A 17,268-nucleotide genomic window follows, 5' to 3' on the forward strand; every position below is an offset into this window, starting at 1 on the left:
GCGGTCGCATATAAGTAGGGTGTCGTTGACGCCGAGGCAAGCGGCTCGTAACCATGTGCCTGCCCGTGCAATATGTGAGCATGAGCATCGAGAACGCGTCGACGTTCGACTGCCCGGAGTGCGACGTGACCGCACCCTCCGCGTCCGTCCCGTACGACACCCTCGGATACGCGGTCTGTCCGGTCTGCTCGTACGCGACCGGCCCGGTCGACCGAGACTGACGGTCGACCGAGACTGACGGCCGCTCGACGGCCCCGCCGCGACGACCGCGCCTCGACGACCGCGCCTCGACGGCCCCGCCGCGACGACCGCGCCCGAACCGGGCCGTTTTAGCCGCCGCGCCCGCCTTCTGGGGTATGAGCTGGTCTCTGGGACGCGAGGACGAGGCGATCACCGAGTGGGAGCGCTCCGACGGCTACGCGACGGTCCGCGTCCGCGAGCGCGCCGACGGCGGGTTCGTCGTCCGCCTCGACGTGATGGAGCAGGCCGTCGACGAGTCGGCCTACGAGCGCGAGCGCTTCGACGACCGCGAGGCCGCGCTCGACCGCGCCGCCGAGTGGCGCGAGGAGCGGACCATCGAGGACTGACCCGGTCGGTTCGGCCCCGCTCCTCCCGCCCGACCCTCACCGCCTCAGATCGGCCCCACGTCGTCGGCGAGGAACGCCTGACACTCGACGGTCCGCCCGTCGGGGTCCTCGGCGAAGAACTGGTAGATGTCGTACCGCTCGTTCTCCCTCGGTTCCTCGACCGCGCCGGGCGCGCTCGCGTCGTCCCGGCGGTCGCTCGCCTCTGCGAGGCGCTCCCGCACGTCGTCGACCGTTTCGCGGTCGGGGTAGACGAACGTGAACGTCCCGCACGTCTCGGTCTCGTCGCGGTCGCAGAAGCCGAACAGGAGGTTGTCGTGGCGGAGGATCGTGCAGTCGGGCTGTTCGAGCCACGTCTCGGCGCCCAGTTCCTCGCGGTAGAAGTCGACGACGCCGCCTCGGTTCTCCGTTCCGTGGAAGACGATCCCGGACATGCCCGAGGCGTCGCGTCCCGATCACTTCACCGCTCCGGGTGCACCGGCGCGTCGAACCCGCCCCTCACGAGCGGCTTCGCGACGTGCCGTCGGGCGCTCGGGGGGACCTCGTACCAGCCGGGCTCCAGCTCGCGGTCGATCTCGTGAGCGACCTTTCCGGGCGCGTCGGTGCCGCAGTCCCGGCAGCGGTACCCCTGTCCCCGGCCCGCCGAGGACATGGATCGACCGCAGTCCGGGCAGGTCGGCACCGCCGGCTCGGTCCGCACGAGGTCCCGGACGGCGAACTTCTCCAGCTTGAGCGTCGCGGTCGGTCCCTCCGCCTCACCCGCCGACCGTTCCCGTCGCTCGTGTTCGCCGCACAGGGTCACCCGGTCGCCGGGTCGGAGGGCGCGCACCCGGTCGCGGAAGCGGCCGGTCGGCGCGAAGGCGACGCAGCGGAGCCGCCCGCCGCCTCCCGCGGAGCGTTCCCCGGGCGCCGCGACGTCGACGTGGACGTGACCCCCCCGTTTCGTCTCCGGTTCGCCCGCGACCGCGCCGGCGACTCGGTAGCCCGCGCCGTCGCGGAGGTCGCCGATCCGCCCGGGCGCGAGGTGGGCGTCGGTCCCCTGATTGGTGAGGAAGGTCGCGGCGCGCTCGACCGGCTCGCTCTCGACGGCCTCGGCGACCTCTCGGCACGCCGCCGGGTCGTCGCCGCGGATGCCGTGGAGGATCGGACCGGGAGCGTTGGGGACGCAGACCGCCGCCCCCGTCTCGCGGTCGACGGTGTCCCAGACGGTCGGGTACCCCGCGTCGGCCGCGGCGAAGACGCTCTCGACGTCGACCTCGCGGGGCGTCCCGCAGCGGTCCAGCTCGCGGTACGAGATCCGCTCCGCCGTCCAGTCGTCGAACGCGGCCGGGGCGCCGACCGCCGCGAGCGCGCCGATCCGGCCGCGGCCGGCGACCGCCTCGTCCCCCGTCTCACCGCCGGTCCCGAACGCCGCGTGTCGGTAGCCGCGCGCGTCGGCGATCGACAGCGCCTCGTCGAGCGAGAGCCGGCGCCGGAGCGCGCGGCGGGCGAAGTCGGCGACGTCGTCCGGGATCCGCGACGTCGACGAGGCGGCGCCGGCGTCCTCCGGGGCCCCGGCGGCGGGGGCGACCGGCGCGAACGGGTCCCCCGCGACGTCGACGTCGGCGGCGACGACGCCCGGCGAGGTCCGGGGGTCGTCGGCCGCGGCGAACTCCCGGACCGCCGCCGCGGCGAGGTCGAACGCCGCCGCCGCGTCGATTCTCGAAACGTGGACCGCGACGGCGGCGTTCCCCCGCGTCTTGTGTTTCACGGCGGGGTTCAGCCGGACGAGGAGCCGGCGGCGGACCCGCCCGCCGGCCGCTTCGAGCCGCTCGGCGAGCCGCGCGCCGACGTACGTCGTGCACATCCCGCGCTCGCGGGAGTCGGTGTCGTCGACGGCGACGATGGGCATACGCGTCCTTCTCCGCTCCCGGACAAACCGGTTTCGGCCGGTCGCTCGGGCCCCTCCCGAGCGATTAGCCGCCGATCGGCGCCGACGCGGTATTTAACGGCTCCGGTGGGTGAGACGGGGAAAACGCAAGCGGGCGGCGGTTTCGAGCGGCCGCAAGTGACACAACGCATATATACGGCGAGCCGCCTATTTCAGGGTATGTCCCGGACTGCGCTGATAGAAAACGTCACCGCGATGCTGGAGGACGCGGGCTTCCTCGTCAGCGATCGGTGTGCGGTCCGGCCCAAGAGCTTCGACGTGGCGGCCCGGCGCGGCGACGACCTGCTCCTCCTGAAGATCCTCGGAAACGTCGACGCCCTGGACGCGGAGACCGGCGCTGAGATGCGCCGGCTCGGCGAGTACCTGCGGGCGACGCCGATGGTGATCGGGGTCCGGACCCGCGACGAGGAGCTGAAGCCCGGCGTCGTCTACTTCCGGCACGGCGTCCCGGTGATCAACCCCGACACGGGGTACGACCTGTTCGTCGAGGGGATGCCGCCGCTCATCTACGCGGCCCCCGGCGGGCTCTACGTCAGCCTCGACGGCGACCTCCTCGCCGACGAGCGCGAGGAGCGCGGCTGGTCGCTCGGCCAGCTCGCGACCGAACTCGGCGTCTCCCGGCGCACCGTCTCGAAGTACGAGGACGGGATGAACGCCTCCATCGAGGTCGCGATCCAGTTAGAAGAGCTGTTCGACGAGCCGTTCTCCAGCCCGGTCGACGTGCTGGACGGCGCCGACGAGGTGCGCGACGCCGACCCGACCCCCTCGGCGCCCGAGACCGACCCCGACGACGAGCACGTCCTCCACGTGCTCACCAACGCCGGCTTCACGGTCCACCCGACCGCCCGGGCGCCGTTCAAGGCCGTCTCGGAGGACGATCAGCGCGCCGAGACCCGCGTCCTCACCGGTCACTCGGCGTTCACCCCCGCGGCGGAGAAGCGCGCGCGGATCATGTCTTCGATCGGCGAAGTCGCCCGCACGCGCTCGGTGTACTTCACCGAAGAGGACGAGAAGCGCGAGTCGATCGAGGGCACCGCGCTGGTCTCCTGCGACGAGCTCGCCGGTATCACCGACCCCGAGGAGATCCGCGAGCTCATCCGCGACCGGGCGGAAGCGCCCTCCGAGGCCTGAGACCGCGAGCGCGTTCCGGCCCACTTATCGCCCGAACAAGCGACTGAAGAAGCCGCCGCTCTCCTCCTCGTCGTCCGCCTCGGTTCCGTCCGACGCCGTCTTCCCGCTCTGTTCCCCCGCGTCTCCGTCGCCGTCGGTGCCCCCCGAGAGCACGGTGTTCCTGCCGCCGGTGTCGTCGTCGCGGAACGGGACGCTCCCCGCGAGCTCGTCTTCCGGACCGGTCGCTTCCGCCTCGCCGATCTCCGGCTCGTCGACCTCCGCCTCGTCGTCCGGACCGGCCCCTTCCGCCTCGTCGATCTCTGGCTCGTCGATCTCTGGCTCGTCGACTTCCCTATCGTCGCTCCCCGTATCGTCGGTCGCTTCTCCGTCGTCTGCGGCCCCTTCTCCGTCGTCTGCGGCCCCTTCTCCGTCGTCTGCGGCCGTTTCCTCGGTGTCCTCCGGCGTCGCTTCGTCGCCGTCGTCCGCTGCGACCTCGTCTTCGTCCGCCGCGGTCTCGTCCTCGAACGCTTCGGCCTCCGCCGCGTCCTCCTCGATCATCGCCTCGAGGTCGTCGCCGTCGACGTGCTCCTCGCCGACGGTCTCCGTCTCGCCGGTCGCGGCCCGATCCGCGGCCGCGGCGTCAGCGGTCGCTTCGGCGTCGACCTCGTCGTCGTCGGCCGGCGCTTCCGTGCCTTCCTCCGGAACGGGGTCCTCGTCGGCGACGATGATCTCCTCCTCGTCGCCCGGGTCGCTCAGTCCCCCCGGCTCGGCGTCGGCGACGATGATCTCGTCGTCGTCCGAGTCGGTGCCGTCCGCGTCGGTGTCGTCGGCCTCCCCTTTGACCTCCTCGGCCTCCGCGGACTCGTCCGCGTGGTCGGCTTCCTCCGCGTGGTCGGCTTCCTCCGCGTGGTCGGCTTCCTCCGGCTCCGAGTCGTCGGTCGCGTCGGACTCGCCGATCCCGGCTCCCTCGACGGCCGCGCCCGTCAGGGCCCGAGCGAGGTCCCGGTAGGCCCGAGTGGCGGGCGCCTCCGGCGCGAACGTCTGGAGCGGTCGGTTCGCGGTCGCCGCCCGGACCACCGCGTCGTCCTCCGGGATCCGACCGAGGACCGGCGCGTCGAGCACGTCGCCGACGTCGTCGAGCCTCTCGGCGCCGGCGACGCCCGGGTCGGCGTCGGGGTCGACGCGGGTGATCGCGGCGCCGGCGACCGCGCCGCCGAGCCGCTCGGCGAGCTGTCGCGTCTTCTCGGTGTCGCCGAGGGCGCTCCGCTCGGCGGTCGAGACGAGGAGCGTCTCGTCGGCGATCGCGAGCGGGAGGCTCGAATCGTGCGAGAGCCCCGCGCCGGCGTCGACGAACACGTAGTCGGCGCCCTCGAAGGCGGCGACCGCGTCGCTGAGCCCGGCGGGGTCGGCCGACGCGTAGGCGTCGAGGTCGTCCGCGCCGGGGACGACCCGGAGCCCCTCGGGCCCCTCGTGGACCGCGTCGAGCGGGTCGGCCCGCCCCGCGAGCACGTCGTGGAGCGTCGTCTCGCCGGGCGTCACGCCCAGCGCGCCCGCGAGGTTCGCCATGCCGATGTCGGCGTCGACCGCGACGACGTCGGCGCCGGAGCCGGCCAGGATCGTCGCGATCGCCGCGGTCGTGGTGGTCTTCCCGACCCCACCTTTCGCCGACGCGACCGCATACACCGTTGCCATACGGTGACGGTCCGGCGACTGGTACTTAAATGTAGGCGGCGGCCGCCGGCCGGAGACGTGCGGGCGCCGCGGATTCCCGCCGATATCGGGGGCAACGCCCGCGTACTTTCGCAAACACCTTATACGTCGCTTGTAGAGTTTCAGGCGATTAGTAGCATGGCGAGACCAGAGGTGCTCGACCGGATCAAGGAGGCTGAACGGGAGGCGGACGAGATCATCGCGGAGGCGGAATCGGACGCCGACGAGCGCCTCGCCGAGGCTCGAGAGCGCGCGGAGGCGATCCGCGCCGAGGCCGAGGAGGAGGCGGAGTCCGAGGCCGCGGAACGGCTCGAGGCCGCCCGCGAGGAGATCGAGGAACGCCGCGAGGAGATCCTCGAGTCGGGCCGGTCCGACCGCGACGAGCTCGAACGCGAGGCCCGCGAGCGCGTGGACTCGGCCGTCGACTACGCAGTCGAACGGTTCGAGGAAGCGGTGAACCAACAGGCCGAGGAGGCGGTGGATGCTCAGGCCTGAGCGGATGAGCAAGGTGTCGGTGACGGGCTCGAAGCGCGTCATCGACGACGTCATCGAGGCGGCGTACGCCCACCACTCGCTGCACGTCACGGACTACGACGAGCGCTACGAGGGGTTCGCGCCCGGCGAGTCGCTCGAGGGCGCCCAGACGGTGAACGAGCGGCTCGTCACCGTCCGCTCGCTGGAGAGCGTCCTCGACGTCGAGGGCGACGAGGTCGACGCGGCCCGCGCCATCGACGACGAGGAGCTCGAACGCGAGCTCGCCGACGTCCGCGAGCGCGTCAACGCCCTCAACGACCGGCGTGACGAGCTCCAGACCGAGATCCGCGACCGGGAGGAGGAGATCGACCGCATGGAGCCGTTCGCCGACCTCGGCATCGAGCTCGACCTGCTCCGCGGCTACGACTCGCTGGAGGTCGTCGTCGGCGAGGCCAAGCCCGACGCCGTCGAGGCGACGCTCTCCGACGCCGACGGGATCGACGCCTACGAGGTGTTCGCCGGGAGCGACGTCGTGGCGATCTTCGCGAAGCCCGCCGACGGGGCCGAGGAGGGGGTCCTGCAGGACTCGCTCGTCGGCGTCGACATCGCGCTGCTGGAGGTCCCCGAGGCCGAGGCCGGCCCCGCGGAGTACGTCGCGGAGCTGGAGCGCGAGCGCGAGGATCTGCGGACCGACCTCGAGGCGATCGAGGCCGACCTCGCCGCCATGAAGGAGGAGGCGGCCGCCTTCCTGCTCCGCGCCGAGGAGCAGCTCACCATCGAGGCCGAGAAGAAGGAGGCGCCGCTCTCCTTCGCGACCACCGAGAACGCGTTCGTCGCGGAGGGGTGGATCCCCACGGACACCTACCCCGACTTCGAGGCGACCGTCGCCGACGCCGTCGGCGACCACGCCGAGGTCGAGGAGCTCGAACGCGCCTCGTTCACGCCCGACGGCGACCACCACACCGAGGCGGTGGACGGCGACGAGGGCGATTCCGCGAGCGCGGTCGACGCCGACGCCGACGCCGGCGCCGCGGACGCGACGGCCGAGAAGGCGGCCGCCACCGACGGCGGCCACGCGATGCACGGCGACGACGACCCGCCGGTCGTCCAAGACAACGGGAACGCGGCGGGGCCGTTCGAGCTGCTCGTGCAGGGCTTCGGCCGACCGAAGTACTCTGAGTTCGACCCGACGCTCCTCGTCTTCCTCACGTTCCCGCTCATGTTCGGGTTCATGATCGGCGACGTCGGGTACGGCGTCCTCTACGCCGCGATCGGCTACTTCCTGTACAGCCGATTCGACGGGACGTTCCGGGAGCTCGGCGCCGTCGCGATGTGGGCCGGCGGCTTCACGATCCTGTTCGGGATCTACTTCGGGATCGACCTGTTCGGCTACCACGCGTACCAGCTGCTGCCGGGTGACATCCACTGGCCCGTCGACGGGAAGGGGCTCTCGCCGGCGGACCTCGACTGGGCGCTGTCGTTCCTCGTCGCCAGCGTGCTGTTCGGTCTCGTCCACCTGAACGCGGGGCACATCCTCTCGTTCGTGAGCAACTACCAGCAGCACGACCTCAAACACGCACTGTACGAGGGCGGGTCGTGGCTGCTGATCCTCAACGGCGCGTGGGTCTGGATCTTCAGCCAGCACGTGCTCGGTCCGAAGCCGGCGTTCCTCTTCGACTCGTTCTCGATACTCACCTTCGGGGCGGTGTCGTTCGCCGGCTTCCCGGTCGCGGTCGGGTACGTCGCCATCGCGGCCATCGCTCTCGGCGTCGTCCTGCTCGCGATCGGCGAGCCGCCGGAGCTCGCCGAGGTGCTCTCGCCGATCGTCAACGTCATCTCGTACGCCCGGATCATGGCGGTGCTGCTCGCGAAGGGCGGGATGGCGCTAGCGGTGAACCTGCTCGCGTTCGGCGCGTACATCGACGAGGGCGGCGCGGGGAGCTTCCACTTCATTTTCTCCGCCGACTACCTCGAGTACGTGCGGAGCCACCCGGAGGACTACGAGCTCGTCTTCGCGGGGATCACGACCGCCTTCGACCCCGCCTCGATCGGCCTCGTCGGGGTCGTCGCGCTCGTCGGCGGGGTCGTCGTGGCCGTCGTCGGCCACGTCGTCGTCCTCCTGCTCGGCGTCACCTCCGCCGGCATTCAGGCGGTGCGTCTCGAGTACGTGGAGTTCTTCGGGAACTTCTACGAAGGCGGCGGCGACAGCTACCTGCCGTTCGGCTACGACCGAGAGTACACCACCGAGGAGTAGGGCGTCCGGCGGCCGCGTCCCGCCCTGTCGCCTCCGCCCCTCGCAGTCACTCACTGCCGCTCTCGCCGGCTCGGACACGCCCGTCACGCGTCGCGGCGAGTCGCGTTCGAGCCGCGTTTAGCCCCGCCTCCGTCCCCGACTGCGGCCGGTCTATTCGGTCGTTTTGGGAAGCTTTATGACTACTGTGGCGGCAACTAGCAACTGTTCGGAGACGAGCAACCGGAACTACTACCAATGCTTGAAGCTACCAACGCACTCGGGAACGCCGTACTGTCCACCGGAGGAACACTTACTGACCCCAACGCCGCGGCAGCGCTCGCCGTCGGCCTCGCGGCGCTCGGTGCGGGCTACGCGGAGCGCGGTATCGGCTCGGCCGCCGTCGGCGCGATGGCCGAGGACGAGGACCTCTTCGTCAACGGGCTCATCCTGACGGTGCTTCCCGAGACGATCGTCATCCTCGCGCTCGTCGTCGTGTTCATCGTCGGGTAACCCTTTTTCAACCAATGAGTTTGGACACTGTCGTTGAGGACGTTCGAGACGAAGCCCGCGCGCGTGCAGAGGAGATCCGCGAAGCGGCGGAGTCCGAGGCGGACGAGATCGTCGCCGAGGCGGAGGCCGACGCCGAGCGCATCCGCGAGGAGCGGCTCGCAGAGGTCGACCGACAGATCGACCAAGAGCGCGAGCAGACGCTCTCGTCGGCCAAACTCGAGGCGAAGCAGGAGCGGCTCGGAGCCCGCCGCGACGTCCTCGAAGACGTCCACGACGACGTCGAGGCGGCGATCGCCGGTCTCGACGACGACCGCCGTCGCGAGCTGACCGAGACGCTGCTCGACGCGAGCCTCGCGGAGTTCGACGGCGACGCCGACGTCGCCGTCTACACCCGCGCCGAGGACGTCGAGCTCCTCGAGGAGCTCGTCGCCGACCGCAACGCGGAAGTCGACGGCGAAGTCGACTGTCTCGGCGGCGTGGTCGCCGAGAGCGACACCTCTCGCGTTCGCGTGAACAACACGTTCGACTCGGTCCTGGAGTCCGTCTGGGACGACGAGTTGAAGAACATCTCGGAGCGGCTGTTCGACCAATGAGCGCCGTCGGGAGCTCGAACCCGGAGTACGTCGTCGCGCGGGTTCGCGCCCGCCGCGGCAGCCTCTACGGGGACGAGGAGTACCGCAAGCTGACCCGGATGGGCCCGGCGGAGATCGCCCGGTTCATGGAGGAATCGAGCTACGGGCGGGAGATCAACGCCCTCGGGAGCCGCCACGGCGGCGTGGACCTCATCGAGTACGCGCTGAACCGGAACCTCGCCCAGCAGTTCGAGGGGATCTTAGAGTGGAGCGAGGGAAGGCTGTACGACCAGATCGCCCGCTACCTCCGCAAGTTCGACGCGTGGAACGTGAAGACGGTCATCCGCGGCGTCTACACCGACGCGGACCAGTCCGACGTCGAAGTCGACCTGATCCGCGCCGGCGAGTTCGACGACCGTTTGATCCGACGCCTGCTGGAGGCCGACTCGATCGACGGCGTCGTCGAGGTGCTGGAAGACACGATCTACGGCCCGCCGCTCCGCGAGGCGTACGCCGAGTACGAGGAGACGGACGTGCTGGTCCCCCTCGAGAACGCCGTCGACCGCGCGTTCTACGAGCGGCTCCTCTCCGGACTCGGTAACGACGAACCGACCCGGCAGTACGAGGCGTTCCTCAAGGCGGAGGTCGACTTCCGGAACGCGACGAACGCCCTCCGGCTCGCCCGGTCGGGCGCGGACATCGACCCCGCCGCGTACTTCATCGAGGGCGGCGAGCTGTTCACCCGCGGGTCGCTCGCGCGGCTCGCGCGGAACCTCGACGAGCTCGTGGAGTACATCGCGGACAGCCAGTACGCCGAGCAGCTCGGCCCGGCGCTGCGCGAACTCGAGGAGGCGGACAGCCTCATCGCGTTCGAGCACGCGACCGACGCCGCGCTGCTCGCGTACGGCGACCGGCTCGGCACGATCCACCCGGTGTCGGTCACCCCGGTCATCTCCTACATCCTCGCGAAGGAGCGAGAGGTGGAGAACATCCGGGCGATCGCCCGCGGCAAGGAGGCCGGCCTGTCGGCCGACGAGATCGAATCGGAGCTGGTGATAACATGAGCCAGGAGATCGCCGTCGTCGGCAGCCCCGAGTTCACTACGGGGTTCCGGCTCGCCGGCGTGCGGAAGTTCGAGAACGTACCAGACGACGAGAAGGACGAGCGGCTCGACGACGCCGTCGAACGGACCCTCGACGACGAGGGCACCGGCATCATCGTGATGCACAACGACGACCTCGACCACCTCTCGCGGGGGACCCGCGAGTCGGTGGAGGGGAGCATCGAGCCCGTGCTCGTCACGCTCGGCGGCGCCGGCGCCGGCAGCGGCGGGCTGCGCGACCAGATCAAACGAGCCATCGGGATCGACCTGATGGAGGAGGACGATTAACATGAGCAAAGCAGAATCCACGGAGACCACCCCTACCGAAGACGGTGTTATCCAAAGCGTGAGCGGTCCGGTCGTGAGCGCCCGCGACCTCGACGCCCGCATGAACGACGTCGTCTACGTCGGCGACGAAGGCCTCATGGGGGAAGTGATCGAGATCGAAGGCGACATCACGACCATTCAGGTGTACGAGGAGACCTCCGGGGTCGCCCCCGGCGAACCCGTCGAGAACACGGGCGAGCCGCTGTCGGTCGACCTTGGTCCGGGCATGCTGGACGCCATCTACGACGGCGTCCAGCGACCCCTGGACGTGCTGGAGGGCAAGATGGGCAGTCCCTACCTCGACCGCGGGGTCGACGCGCCCGGCATCGACCTCGAGGAGGAGTGGGAGTTCGAGCCGATCGTCGAGGTCGGCGACGAGGTCGGCCGCGGCGACGTGGTCGGCGTCGTCGAGGAGACGGTCACCATCGACCACAAGGTGATGGTGCCGCCGGACGCCCTCGAGGAGGGCGAGACCACCGAGGTCACCGCGATCGAGTCGGGCTCGTTCGACGTCACCGAGACGGTGGCCGAGCTCGCGAACGGGACCGACGTCTCGATGCACCAGGAGTGGCCCGTCCGCGAGGCGCGCCCCTCCGAGAACAAGAAGACCCCCCGGACGCCGCTGGTGTCCGGACAGCGCATCCTCGACGGCCTGTTCCCCATCGCGAAGGGCGGGACGGCCGCGATCCCGGGCCCGTTCGGCTCCGGGAAGACCGTCACGCAGCACCAGCTCGCGAAGTACGCCGACGCCGACATTATCGTCTACGTCGGCTGCGGCGAGCGCGGAAACGAGATGACCGAGGTCATCGAGGACTTCCCCGAGCTGGAGGACCCGGCCAACGGCAACCCGCTGATGGCCCGCACCTCGCTCATCGCGAACACCTCGAACATGCCCGTCGCGGCGCGTGAGTCCTGTATCTACACGGGGATCACGATCGCCGAGTACTACCGCGACATGGGGTACGACGTCGCGCTGATGGCCGACTCCACCTCGCGGTGGGCGGAGGCGATGCGCGAGATCTCCTCCCGGCTGGAGGAGATGCCCGGCGAGGAGGGGTACCCCGCGTACCTCGCCGCCCGGCTCGCGCAGTTCTACGAGCGCGCCGGCTACTTCGAGAACGTCAACGGGACGGAGGGGTCCGTCTCGGCGATCGGCGCGGTGTCGCCGCCCGGCGGTGACTTCTCCGAGCCGGTCACCCAGAACACGCTGCGCATCGTGAAGACGTTCTGGGCGCTCGACGCGGACCTGGCGGAGCGCCGCCACTTCCCGTCGATCAACTGGAACGAGTCGTACTCGCTGTACAAAGACCAGCTCGACCCGTGGTTCGAGAACGAGGTCGCCGACGACTGGGCGGAGAAGCGCCAGTGGGCGGTCGACGTGCTCGACGAGGAGACCGAACTGCAGGAGATCGTCCAGCTCGTCGGGAAGGACGCCCTGCCCGACGACCAGCAGCTCACCCTGGAGGTCGCCCGCTACCTGCGCGAGGCGTACCTCCAGCAGAACGCGTTCCACCCGGTGGACACGTACTGTCCGCCCGAGAAGACGTACCTCATGCTGACGACGATCGAGGCGTTCAACGACGAGGCGTTCAGGGCGCTCGAAGCGGGCGTCCCCGTCGAGGAGATCGTCGACACCGAGGCCGCCCCCCGAATTAACCGGATCGGCGTCCAAGAGGACTACGAGGAGTACGTCGAGGAGCTCAAAGCGGAGATCGCCGACGAGCTCCGGAGCCTCTACTGACCATGAAAGAGTATCAGACCATCACCGAGATCAGCGGCCCCCTCGTGTACGCCGAGGTCGACGAGGCGATCGGCTACGACGAGATCGTCGAGATCGAGACGGCACAGGGAGAGACGCTGCGCGGACAGGTGCTCGAATCCTCGGAGGGCGTCGTCGCCATCCAGGTGTTCGAGGGCACCTCCGGTATCGACCAGAACGCGTCCGTCCGCTTCCTGGGCGAGACGATGAAGATGCCCGTCACCGAGGACCTCCTCGGACGGGTCCTCGACGGCTCCGGCCGCCCGATCGACGACGGTCCGGAGATCGTCCCCGAGGAGCGCCAGGACATCGTCGGCGCGGCGATCAACCCCTACTCCCGGGAGTACCCCGAGGAGTTCATCGAGACGGGCGTCTCAGCGATCGACGGGATGAACACCCTCGTTCGCGGCCAGAAGCTCCCGATCTTCTCCAGCTCCGGGCAGCCGCACAGCGAGCTGGCGATGCAGATCGCCCGGCAGGCGAGCGTGCCGGAAGAGGAGGAGGCCGGGGAGGAGAGCTCCGAGTTCGCCGTCATCTTCGGCGCGATGGGGATCACCCAGGAGGAGGCGAACGAGTTCATGCAGGACTTCGAGCGCACCGGTGCGCTGGAGCGCTCCGTCGTCTTCATGAACCTCGCGGACGACCCCGCCGTCGAGCGGACGGTCACCCCGCGTATGGTGCTCACCACGGCCGAATACCTCGCCTTCGAGAAGGACTACCACGTCCTCGTCATCCTGACGGACATGACCAACTACTGCGAGGCGCTCCGCGAGATCGGGGCGGCCCGCGAGGAGGTCCCGGGCCGACGTGGCTACCCCGGGTACATGTACACCGACCTGGCGCAGCTGTACGAGCGCGCCGGGCGCATCCAGGGCCGTGACGGGTCGGTGACGCAGATCCCGATCCTCACGATGCCGGGCGACGACGACACCCACCCGATCCCGGATCTGACCGGGTACATCACGGAGGGGCAGATCTACGTCGACCCCGACCTGAACAGTCAGGGGCTGCAGCCCCCGATCAACGTCCTCCCCAGCCTGTCGCGGCTGATGGACGACGGGATCGGCGAGGGGCTCACCCGCGAGGACCACGCCGACGTGAAAGACCAGATGTTCGCGGCGTACGCGGAGGGCGAGGACCTGCGCGACCTCGTGAACATCGTCGGGCGCGAGGCGCTCTCGGAGCTCGACAACAAGTACCTCGACTTCGCGGACGCGTTCGAGTCGGAGTTCGTCGACCAGGGCTTCGACACGAACCGCGACATCGAGGAGACGCTGGAGATCGGCTGGGACCTGCTCTCGATGCTTCCGAAGGACGCCCTCAACCGGATCGACGAGGAGTTCATCGAGGAGTACTACCGCGAGGAGGACTCCGAGCGCGAAGTCGTCGAAGCGGCCGACTGACGCGGCGTTCTTCCACTTTTCGCCCTCAGTTAGCGGCGGCGCCGGCCGGGGCCGATCGCGCGCGACACGTCACGACTGAAAAGAATTATCCGCCTCGGAGCGGAAGACTCCACCAATAAGATGGCCAAGGACGTCAAACCGACGCGGAAGAACCTGATGGCGATCGAGGACCGCATCGAGCTCTCGGAGCGCGGTCACGACACGCTCGAACAGAAGCGTGACGGCCTCATCATGGAGTTCATGGACATCCTCGATCAGGCGCAGGACGTCCGCTCGGACGTCTCCGAGAGGTACGAGACGGCCCAGCGCAAGATCGACATGGCCCGGGCGATGGAAGGCGACGTCGCCGTCCGCGGCGCGGCCGCCGCGCTGAAAGAGCACCCGGAGATAACCACCCAGTCGAAGAACATCATGGGCGTGGTCGTCCCGCAGATCGAGTCCTCGAAGGTGAAGAAAAGCCTCGACGAGCGCGGCTACGGGCTGCTCGGCTCCTCCGCCCGCATCGACGAGGCGGCCGACGCCTACGAGGAACTGTTAGAGAAGATCATCCTCGCGGCCGAGGTCGAGACGGCCATGAAGAAGATGCTCACGGAGATCGAGACCACCAAGCGCCGCGTGAACGCCTTGGAGTTCACGCTCCTCCCGACCCTCTACGAGAACCAGGAGTACATCGAGCAGAAACTGGAGGAACAGGAGCGCGAGGAGATCTTCCGCATGAAGAAGATCAAGGCCAAAAAGGAGGAAGAAGAGAAGGAGGAGGCCGAAGAGGCCGCCGCCGAGGCCGCCGCGGCCCGGGCCGAGGAGCCGGAGCCCGCGGACTGACCGGTTCCGTCGACTCGCGCCGTCCCGCGTCTACCGACCGAACCCGCCGTCTCATCCATCTCGTTTCTCATGTCCTGTCCCCGTTGTGACGCCGACCTCGTCGCGTTCGTCGTCCCGCCCGCGATCCGCGAGCACGCGCCGGCCGCGACGACGGCGATCTGCACCCGCTGTCTGCGGACGTTCGCCGCCGACGGGAGCGACGGGGGCGTCGAGGTCGACGGGTCCGACTCCGCGTCCCCCGCCGACCCCGATTTCTCCGCGGTCGACTCCGCGTTCCCCGACGGCGAGGCGGGCGCGGCGCTCGCGCTCGTCTGCGGCAAGCTGGAGTCGTTCGCGCTCAACCGCGCCTCGATCGAGGCGCTCGTCGACCACGCGGAGCGGTCCGGCGCCGACGTCTTCGCCTTCTTGGAGCGCCTCGACGCCGCGGACGCCGCCTTCGACCTCGACCGGCGGCGGGCGGCGCTGCTGGACGTGCTGTGAGGGCTCGCCGGCGCGTGGCGATCGCCGAGCCGATACCGACGCTCGGGAGTCAGTCCTCGTCGAGGTCGACGCCCGGCGGGTCGTCCCACTCGTCCTCGGCGTCCGACTCGTCGTCGGCCTCCGTCCCCGCCGGGCCGAGCGCCTTCTCGCCGCGCCGGCGCTCGTGGACCGCGAGGCCGGCCTTGCGCGCGTCGCTCCCGCCGGCGTACGGGTCTTCGGACGGGTCGTACGACTGTTCGTCCCGCTCGAAGAGGTACGCGAAGAGGCCGAACAGCGGGACGACGAAGGCGATGAGCGCCCACTTCTCGCGGTTCATCCCGTGTTTCGGGGCGTCGACGTAGACGTACGCGGCGAAGCCGACGAGCCACGCGAGCGGGACGCCGACGAGGATGGCGACGACGAGCGGCTCCATACCCACGCTTCGGGCTCGTCGGCTTAAGCACACGGGTGGATTTCGGGTGGAGCGCGGTCGCGTCCGTCCCGGAACGTCGCTCCCGGCCGAAGGACACTATCCGGTGGAGTCCGTACCGATCCCATGCAGCTGTTCTGGCACCGACGCGACCCGCGAACCGGAGACAACGCCGGGCTCGCGGCGGCCGCGCGGGCGGGGACCGTCGTCCCCGTCTTCGTCTACGACGCCGACCTGTTCGAGACGGTGGGAGCGCGCCAGCGCGCGTTCCTCCTCCGCCACGTGAAGCGGTTGGAGGCGCGCTATCGCGAACTCGGGAGCGACCTCGTCGTCCGCGCGGGCGACCCCGAGGAGGTCCTCGTCGAGCTCGCCGACGAGCACGGCGCCGAGGCGGTGTTCTACAACGAGTACTACCGCCCCGCTCGGCGCAACCGCCAGCGCGCGGTCGAGGACGCCCTCGCTGGCGTCGGAGTCGAGACCGACGCGCGGACCGACGCCGTTCTGGTCGACCCCGCCCGGCTCGAGGAGCGCTACGCGAACCACAGTCGGTTCCACGACGACTGGGCGGCGGTCCCCAAGCCCGGACCGTATCCGGAGCCCGAGTCGGAGTCGCTGGCGGCCGTGCGCGACGGGAAGACGGTCCCCGAACCGGACGCCGACATCGACCTCCCCGCGGCGGGGTACGAGGCCGCCCGCGAGCGGTTCGACGACTTCCTCGATTACGGGATCACGTCGTACAACGACACCCGCGACGACCTCCGGCGCGCCGCGGAGGAGCCCACGCACGCGGTCTCGCGGCTGTCGCCGTACCTCGCGACCGGCGCGATCGGGATCCGCGAGGTGTGGGCGGGCGCGAGCGACGTCTACGAGGCCGTGACGGGCGGCGAGCGCCGCAACGTGGACAAGTACCGCTACGAGCTGTCGTGGCGCGAGCAGATGTACCACCTGCTCTACTACAACCCCGACCTGGCGGTGTCGAACTACAAGTCGTTCCCGAACGAGATCGCGTGGCGCGACGACGACGCCGACTTCGAGGCGTGGGCGCGCGGCGAGACCGGTTACCCGCTCGTCGACGCCGGGATGCGACAGCTGAACGCGGAGGGATATATCCACAACCGCCCGCGGCAGGTCGTCGCGAGCTTCCTGACGAAACACCTCCTGATCGACTGGCGGCGCGGAGCGCGCTACTTCACCAAACAGCTGATCGACCACGACTACGCCTCGAACCACGGGGCGTGGCAGTGGACCGCCTCCACCGGGACCGACTCGGTCGACGTCCGCATCTTCGACCCGGTGAGTCAGATGAGCAAGTACGACGACGGCGCCCACTTCGTGAAGGCGTACGTCCCCGAACTCCGGGACGTGCCCGCCGGGAAGGTCGTCGACTGGCCGACGCTCTCGCACGGCGAACGCGAGGAGCTCGCGCCCGACTACCCGCACCCGATCGTCGACCGGAACGAGGGGTACGAGCGCGCCCAGCGCGTCTTCGAGGAGGCGCTCGGAAAGCGGTGAGAATCGGCTGTGTGTAGCTAGGTGACGCGGTCGGCGCGTGCCGCCGAGCGCCCACCGGGCGCGAGGTGCACGCGCGAGGGAGTCGGACCGGCGGACACGCGCCGGTCCGACGAGGCTGGGGAGGCGTGAGGTGCGGTTGCGGAGCGGGCGAGAGGGACTCAAAAGGGCAGTCGCCGGCGGCGTCGCCGCCGGCCGCTAGAGGCGCGAGCCGTCGCGGCTGGGGCTTTTGGGGCGGTCACCGCGGTGTCACCGATGTATCGGCGAGCGGCTGGGTCGTTGGAGGAGTCCGTTACCGGTCCGGTGTCAGCACCGATTATTTATATACGGATGT

General features: G+C 70.0%; 18 protein-coding genes. 14 read left to right on the forward strand and 4 right to left on the reverse strand.

The window, feature by feature from the left end:
* The first annotated feature begins 80 nt into the window (after nt 1–80).
* The gene (locus DJ81_RS19320; protein WP_170938333.1) at nt 81–221 is read left to right on the forward strand and encodes a hypothetical protein; all 141 of its coding nucleotides are present in this window, start codon (nt 81–83) and stop codon (nt 219–221) included.
* Nucleotides 222–356: 135 nt separating this feature from the next.
* Nucleotides 357–587 carry a hypothetical protein gene (locus DJ81_RS13415; protein WP_094524253.1) on the forward strand — a complete coding sequence of 77 codons (231 nt, stop codon included), beginning with the start codon at nt 357–359 and terminating at the stop codon, nt 585–587.
* Between the two features lie 44 nt (nt 588–631).
* On the opposite strand, the gene DJ81_RS13420 is transcribed toward DJ81_RS13415, so the two are convergent.
* On the reverse strand, nt 632–1,018 hold the full coding sequence (locus DJ81_RS13420) for a glyoxalase (protein ID WP_094524254.1): 387 nt from the start codon (nt 1,016–1,018) through the stop codon (nt 632–634).
* 26 nt (nt 1,019–1,044) lie between these two features.
* Nucleotides 1,045–2,475: a tRNA(Ile)(2)-agmatinylcytidine synthase gene (locus DJ81_RS13425; protein ID WP_094590124.1), complete on the reverse strand. Its 1,431-nt coding sequence runs from the start codon at nt 2,473–2,475 to the stop codon at nt 1,045–1,047.
* A gap of 198 nt (nt 2,476–2,673) precedes the next feature.
* On the opposite strand from DJ81_RS13425, the gene DJ81_RS13430 reads away from it, so the two are divergent.
* Entirely contained in the window at nt 2,674–3,645 is a 972-nt protein-coding gene (locus tag DJ81_RS13430) for a transcriptional regulator (protein WP_094524256.1), read from the forward strand.
* Nucleotides 3,646–3,669: 24 nt separating this feature from the next.
* Here DJ81_RS13430 and DJ81_RS13435 read toward each other — a convergent pair whose 3' ends face one another.
* Complete coding sequence (locus DJ81_RS13435) at nt 3,670–5,316, reverse strand: P-loop NTPase (protein WP_094590126.1); 1,647 nt, start codon at nt 5,314–5,316, stop codon at nt 3,670–3,672.
* 156 nt (nt 5,317–5,472) lie between these two features.
* On the opposite strand from DJ81_RS13435, the gene ahaH reads away from it, so the two are divergent.
* From ahaH to DJ81_RS13485, 10 genes are all read left to right on the forward strand, one after another.
* The gene (ahaH, locus tag DJ81_RS13440; protein WP_094524258.1) at nt 5,473–5,829 is read left to right on the forward strand and encodes an ATP synthase archaeal subunit H; all 357 of its coding nucleotides are present in this window, start codon (nt 5,473–5,475) and stop codon (nt 5,827–5,829) included.
* Between the two features lie 4 nt (nt 5,830–5,833).
* Nucleotides 5,834–8,062: a V-type ATP synthase subunit I gene (locus DJ81_RS13445; protein WP_094590128.1), complete on the forward strand. Its 2,229-nt coding sequence runs from the start codon at nt 5,834–5,836 to the stop codon at nt 8,060–8,062.
* Nucleotides 8,063–8,296: 234 nt separating this feature from the next.
* On the forward strand, nt 8,297–8,551 hold the full coding sequence (locus tag DJ81_RS13450; protein ID WP_094524260.1) for a hypothetical protein: 255 nt from the start codon (nt 8,297–8,299) through the stop codon (nt 8,549–8,551).
* Between the two features lie 14 nt (nt 8,552–8,565).
* Nucleotides 8,566–9,144, forward strand: coding sequence for a V-type ATP synthase subunit E (locus DJ81_RS13455; protein WP_094524261.1), 579 nt, complete (start codon nt 8,566–8,568; stop codon nt 9,142–9,144).
* Entirely contained in the window at nt 9,141–10,187 is a 1,047-nt protein-coding gene (locus DJ81_RS13460) for a V-type ATP synthase subunit C (RefSeq protein ID WP_094524262.1), read from the forward strand. The genes DJ81_RS13455 and DJ81_RS13460 overlap by 4 nt, the downstream gene beginning before the upstream one ends.
* The gene (locus DJ81_RS13465) at nt 10,184–10,513 is read left to right on the forward strand and encodes a V-type ATP synthase subunit F (protein WP_094524263.1); all 330 of its coding nucleotides are present in this window, start codon (nt 10,184–10,186) and stop codon (nt 10,511–10,513) included. The genes DJ81_RS13460 and DJ81_RS13465 overlap by 4 nt, the downstream gene beginning before the upstream one ends.
* Nucleotide 10,514: 1 nt before the next feature.
* Nucleotides 10,515–12,293: an ATP synthase subunit A gene (locus DJ81_RS13470; protein ID WP_094524264.1), complete on the forward strand. Its 1,779-nt coding sequence runs from the start codon at nt 10,515–10,517 to the stop codon at nt 12,291–12,293.
* A gap of 2 nt (nt 12,294–12,295) precedes the next feature.
* Nucleotides 12,296–13,714 carry a V-type ATP synthase subunit B gene (locus tag DJ81_RS13475; RefSeq protein ID WP_094524265.1) on the forward strand — a complete coding sequence of 473 codons (1,419 nt, stop codon included), beginning with the start codon at nt 12,296–12,298 and terminating at the stop codon, nt 13,712–13,714.
* 120 nt (nt 13,715–13,834) lie between these two features.
* Nucleotides 13,835–14,536, forward strand: coding sequence for a V-type ATP synthase subunit D (locus DJ81_RS13480; protein WP_094524266.1), 702 nt, complete (start codon nt 13,835–13,837; stop codon nt 14,534–14,536).
* Between the two features lie 69 nt (nt 14,537–14,605).
* Nucleotides 14,606–15,016: a DUF6276 family protein gene (locus tag DJ81_RS13485; protein ID WP_094526953.1), complete on the forward strand. Its 411-nt coding sequence runs from the start codon at nt 14,606–14,608 to the stop codon at nt 15,014–15,016.
* A 49-nt stretch (nt 15,017–15,065) separates the two neighbouring features.
* Here DJ81_RS13485 and DJ81_RS13490 read toward each other — a convergent pair whose 3' ends face one another.
* Entirely contained in the window at nt 15,066–15,428 is a 363-nt protein-coding gene (locus tag DJ81_RS13490) for a PLD nuclease N-terminal domain-containing protein (protein WP_094557321.1), read from the reverse strand.
* 123 nt (nt 15,429–15,551) lie between these two features.
* Here DJ81_RS13490 and DJ81_RS13495 point away from each other — a divergent pair, with 123 nt between their 5' ends.
* On the forward strand, nt 15,552–16,937 hold the full coding sequence (locus DJ81_RS13495; RefSeq protein WP_094590130.1) for a deoxyribodipyrimidine photo-lyase: 1,386 nt from the start codon (nt 15,552–15,554) through the stop codon (nt 16,935–16,937).
* The last annotated feature ends 331 nt before the right edge of the window (nt 16,938–17,268 follow it).

It is taken from the genome of Halorubrum sp. Hd13 (genome assembly GCF_002252755.1).
Classification (GTDB): domain Archaea; phylum Halobacteriota; class Halobacteria; order Halobacteriales; family Haloferacaceae; genus Halorubrum.

Excerpts from the sequence above, each read along its gene's own strand:
- DJ81_RS13415 (WP_094524253.1), top strand. The coding sequence starts at position 357 with ATGAGCTGGTCTCTGGGACGCGAGGACGAGGCGATCACCGAGTGGGAG.
- DJ81_RS13425 (WP_094590124.1), bottom strand. The coding sequence starts at position 2,475 with ATGCCCATCGTCGCCGTCGACGACACCGACTCCCGCGAGCGCGGGATG.
- DJ81_RS13475 (WP_094524265.1), top strand. The coding sequence starts at position 12,296 with ATGAAAGAGTATCAGACCATCACCGAGATCAGCGGCCCCCTCGTGTAC.
- DJ81_RS13435 (WP_094590126.1), bottom strand. The coding sequence starts at position 5,316 with ATGGCAACGGTGTATGCGGTCGCGTCGGCGAAAGGTGGGGTCGGGAAG.
- DJ81_RS13430 (WP_094524256.1), top strand. The coding sequence starts at position 2,674 with ATGTCCCGGACTGCGCTGATAGAAAACGTCACCGCGATGCTGGAGGAC.
- ahaH (WP_094524258.1), top strand. The coding sequence starts at position 5,473 with ATGGCGAGACCAGAGGTGCTCGACCGGATCAAGGAGGCTGAACGGGAG.
- DJ81_RS13445 (WP_094590128.1), top strand. The coding sequence starts at position 5,834 with ATGAGCAAGGTGTCGGTGACGGGCTCGAAGCGCGTCATCGACGACGTC.
- DJ81_RS13450 (WP_094524260.1), top strand. The coding sequence starts at position 8,297 with ATGCTTGAAGCTACCAACGCACTCGGGAACGCCGTACTGTCCACCGGA.
- DJ81_RS13495 (WP_094590130.1), top strand. The coding sequence starts at position 15,552 with ATGCAGCTGTTCTGGCACCGACGCGACCCGCGAACCGGAGACAACGCC.
- DJ81_RS13465 (WP_094524263.1), top strand. The coding sequence starts at position 10,184 with ATGAGCCAGGAGATCGCCGTCGTCGGCAGCCCCGAGTTCACTACGGGG.
- DJ81_RS19320 (WP_170938333.1), top strand. The coding sequence starts at position 81 with ATGAGCATCGAGAACGCGTCGACGTTCGACTGCCCGGAGTGCGACGTG.
- DJ81_RS13455 (WP_094524261.1), top strand. The coding sequence starts at position 8,566 with ATGAGTTTGGACACTGTCGTTGAGGACGTTCGAGACGAAGCCCGCGCG.
- DJ81_RS13490 (WP_094557321.1), bottom strand. The coding sequence starts at position 15,428 with ATGGAGCCGCTCGTCGTCGCCATCCTCGTCGGCGTCCCGCTCGCGTGG.
- DJ81_RS13470 (WP_094524264.1), top strand. The coding sequence starts at position 10,515 with ATGAGCAAAGCAGAATCCACGGAGACCACCCCTACCGAAGACGGTGTT.
- DJ81_RS13480 (WP_094524266.1), top strand. The coding sequence starts at position 13,835 with ATGGCCAAGGACGTCAAACCGACGCGGAAGAACCTGATGGCGATCGAG.
- DJ81_RS13420 (WP_094524254.1), bottom strand. The coding sequence starts at position 1,018 with ATGTCCGGGATCGTCTTCCACGGAACGGAGAACCGAGGCGGCGTCGTC.
- DJ81_RS13485 (WP_094526953.1), top strand. The coding sequence starts at position 14,606 with ATGTCCTGTCCCCGTTGTGACGCCGACCTCGTCGCGTTCGTCGTCCCG.
- DJ81_RS13460 (WP_094524262.1), top strand. The coding sequence starts at position 9,141 with ATGAGCGCCGTCGGGAGCTCGAACCCGGAGTACGTCGTCGCGCGGGTT.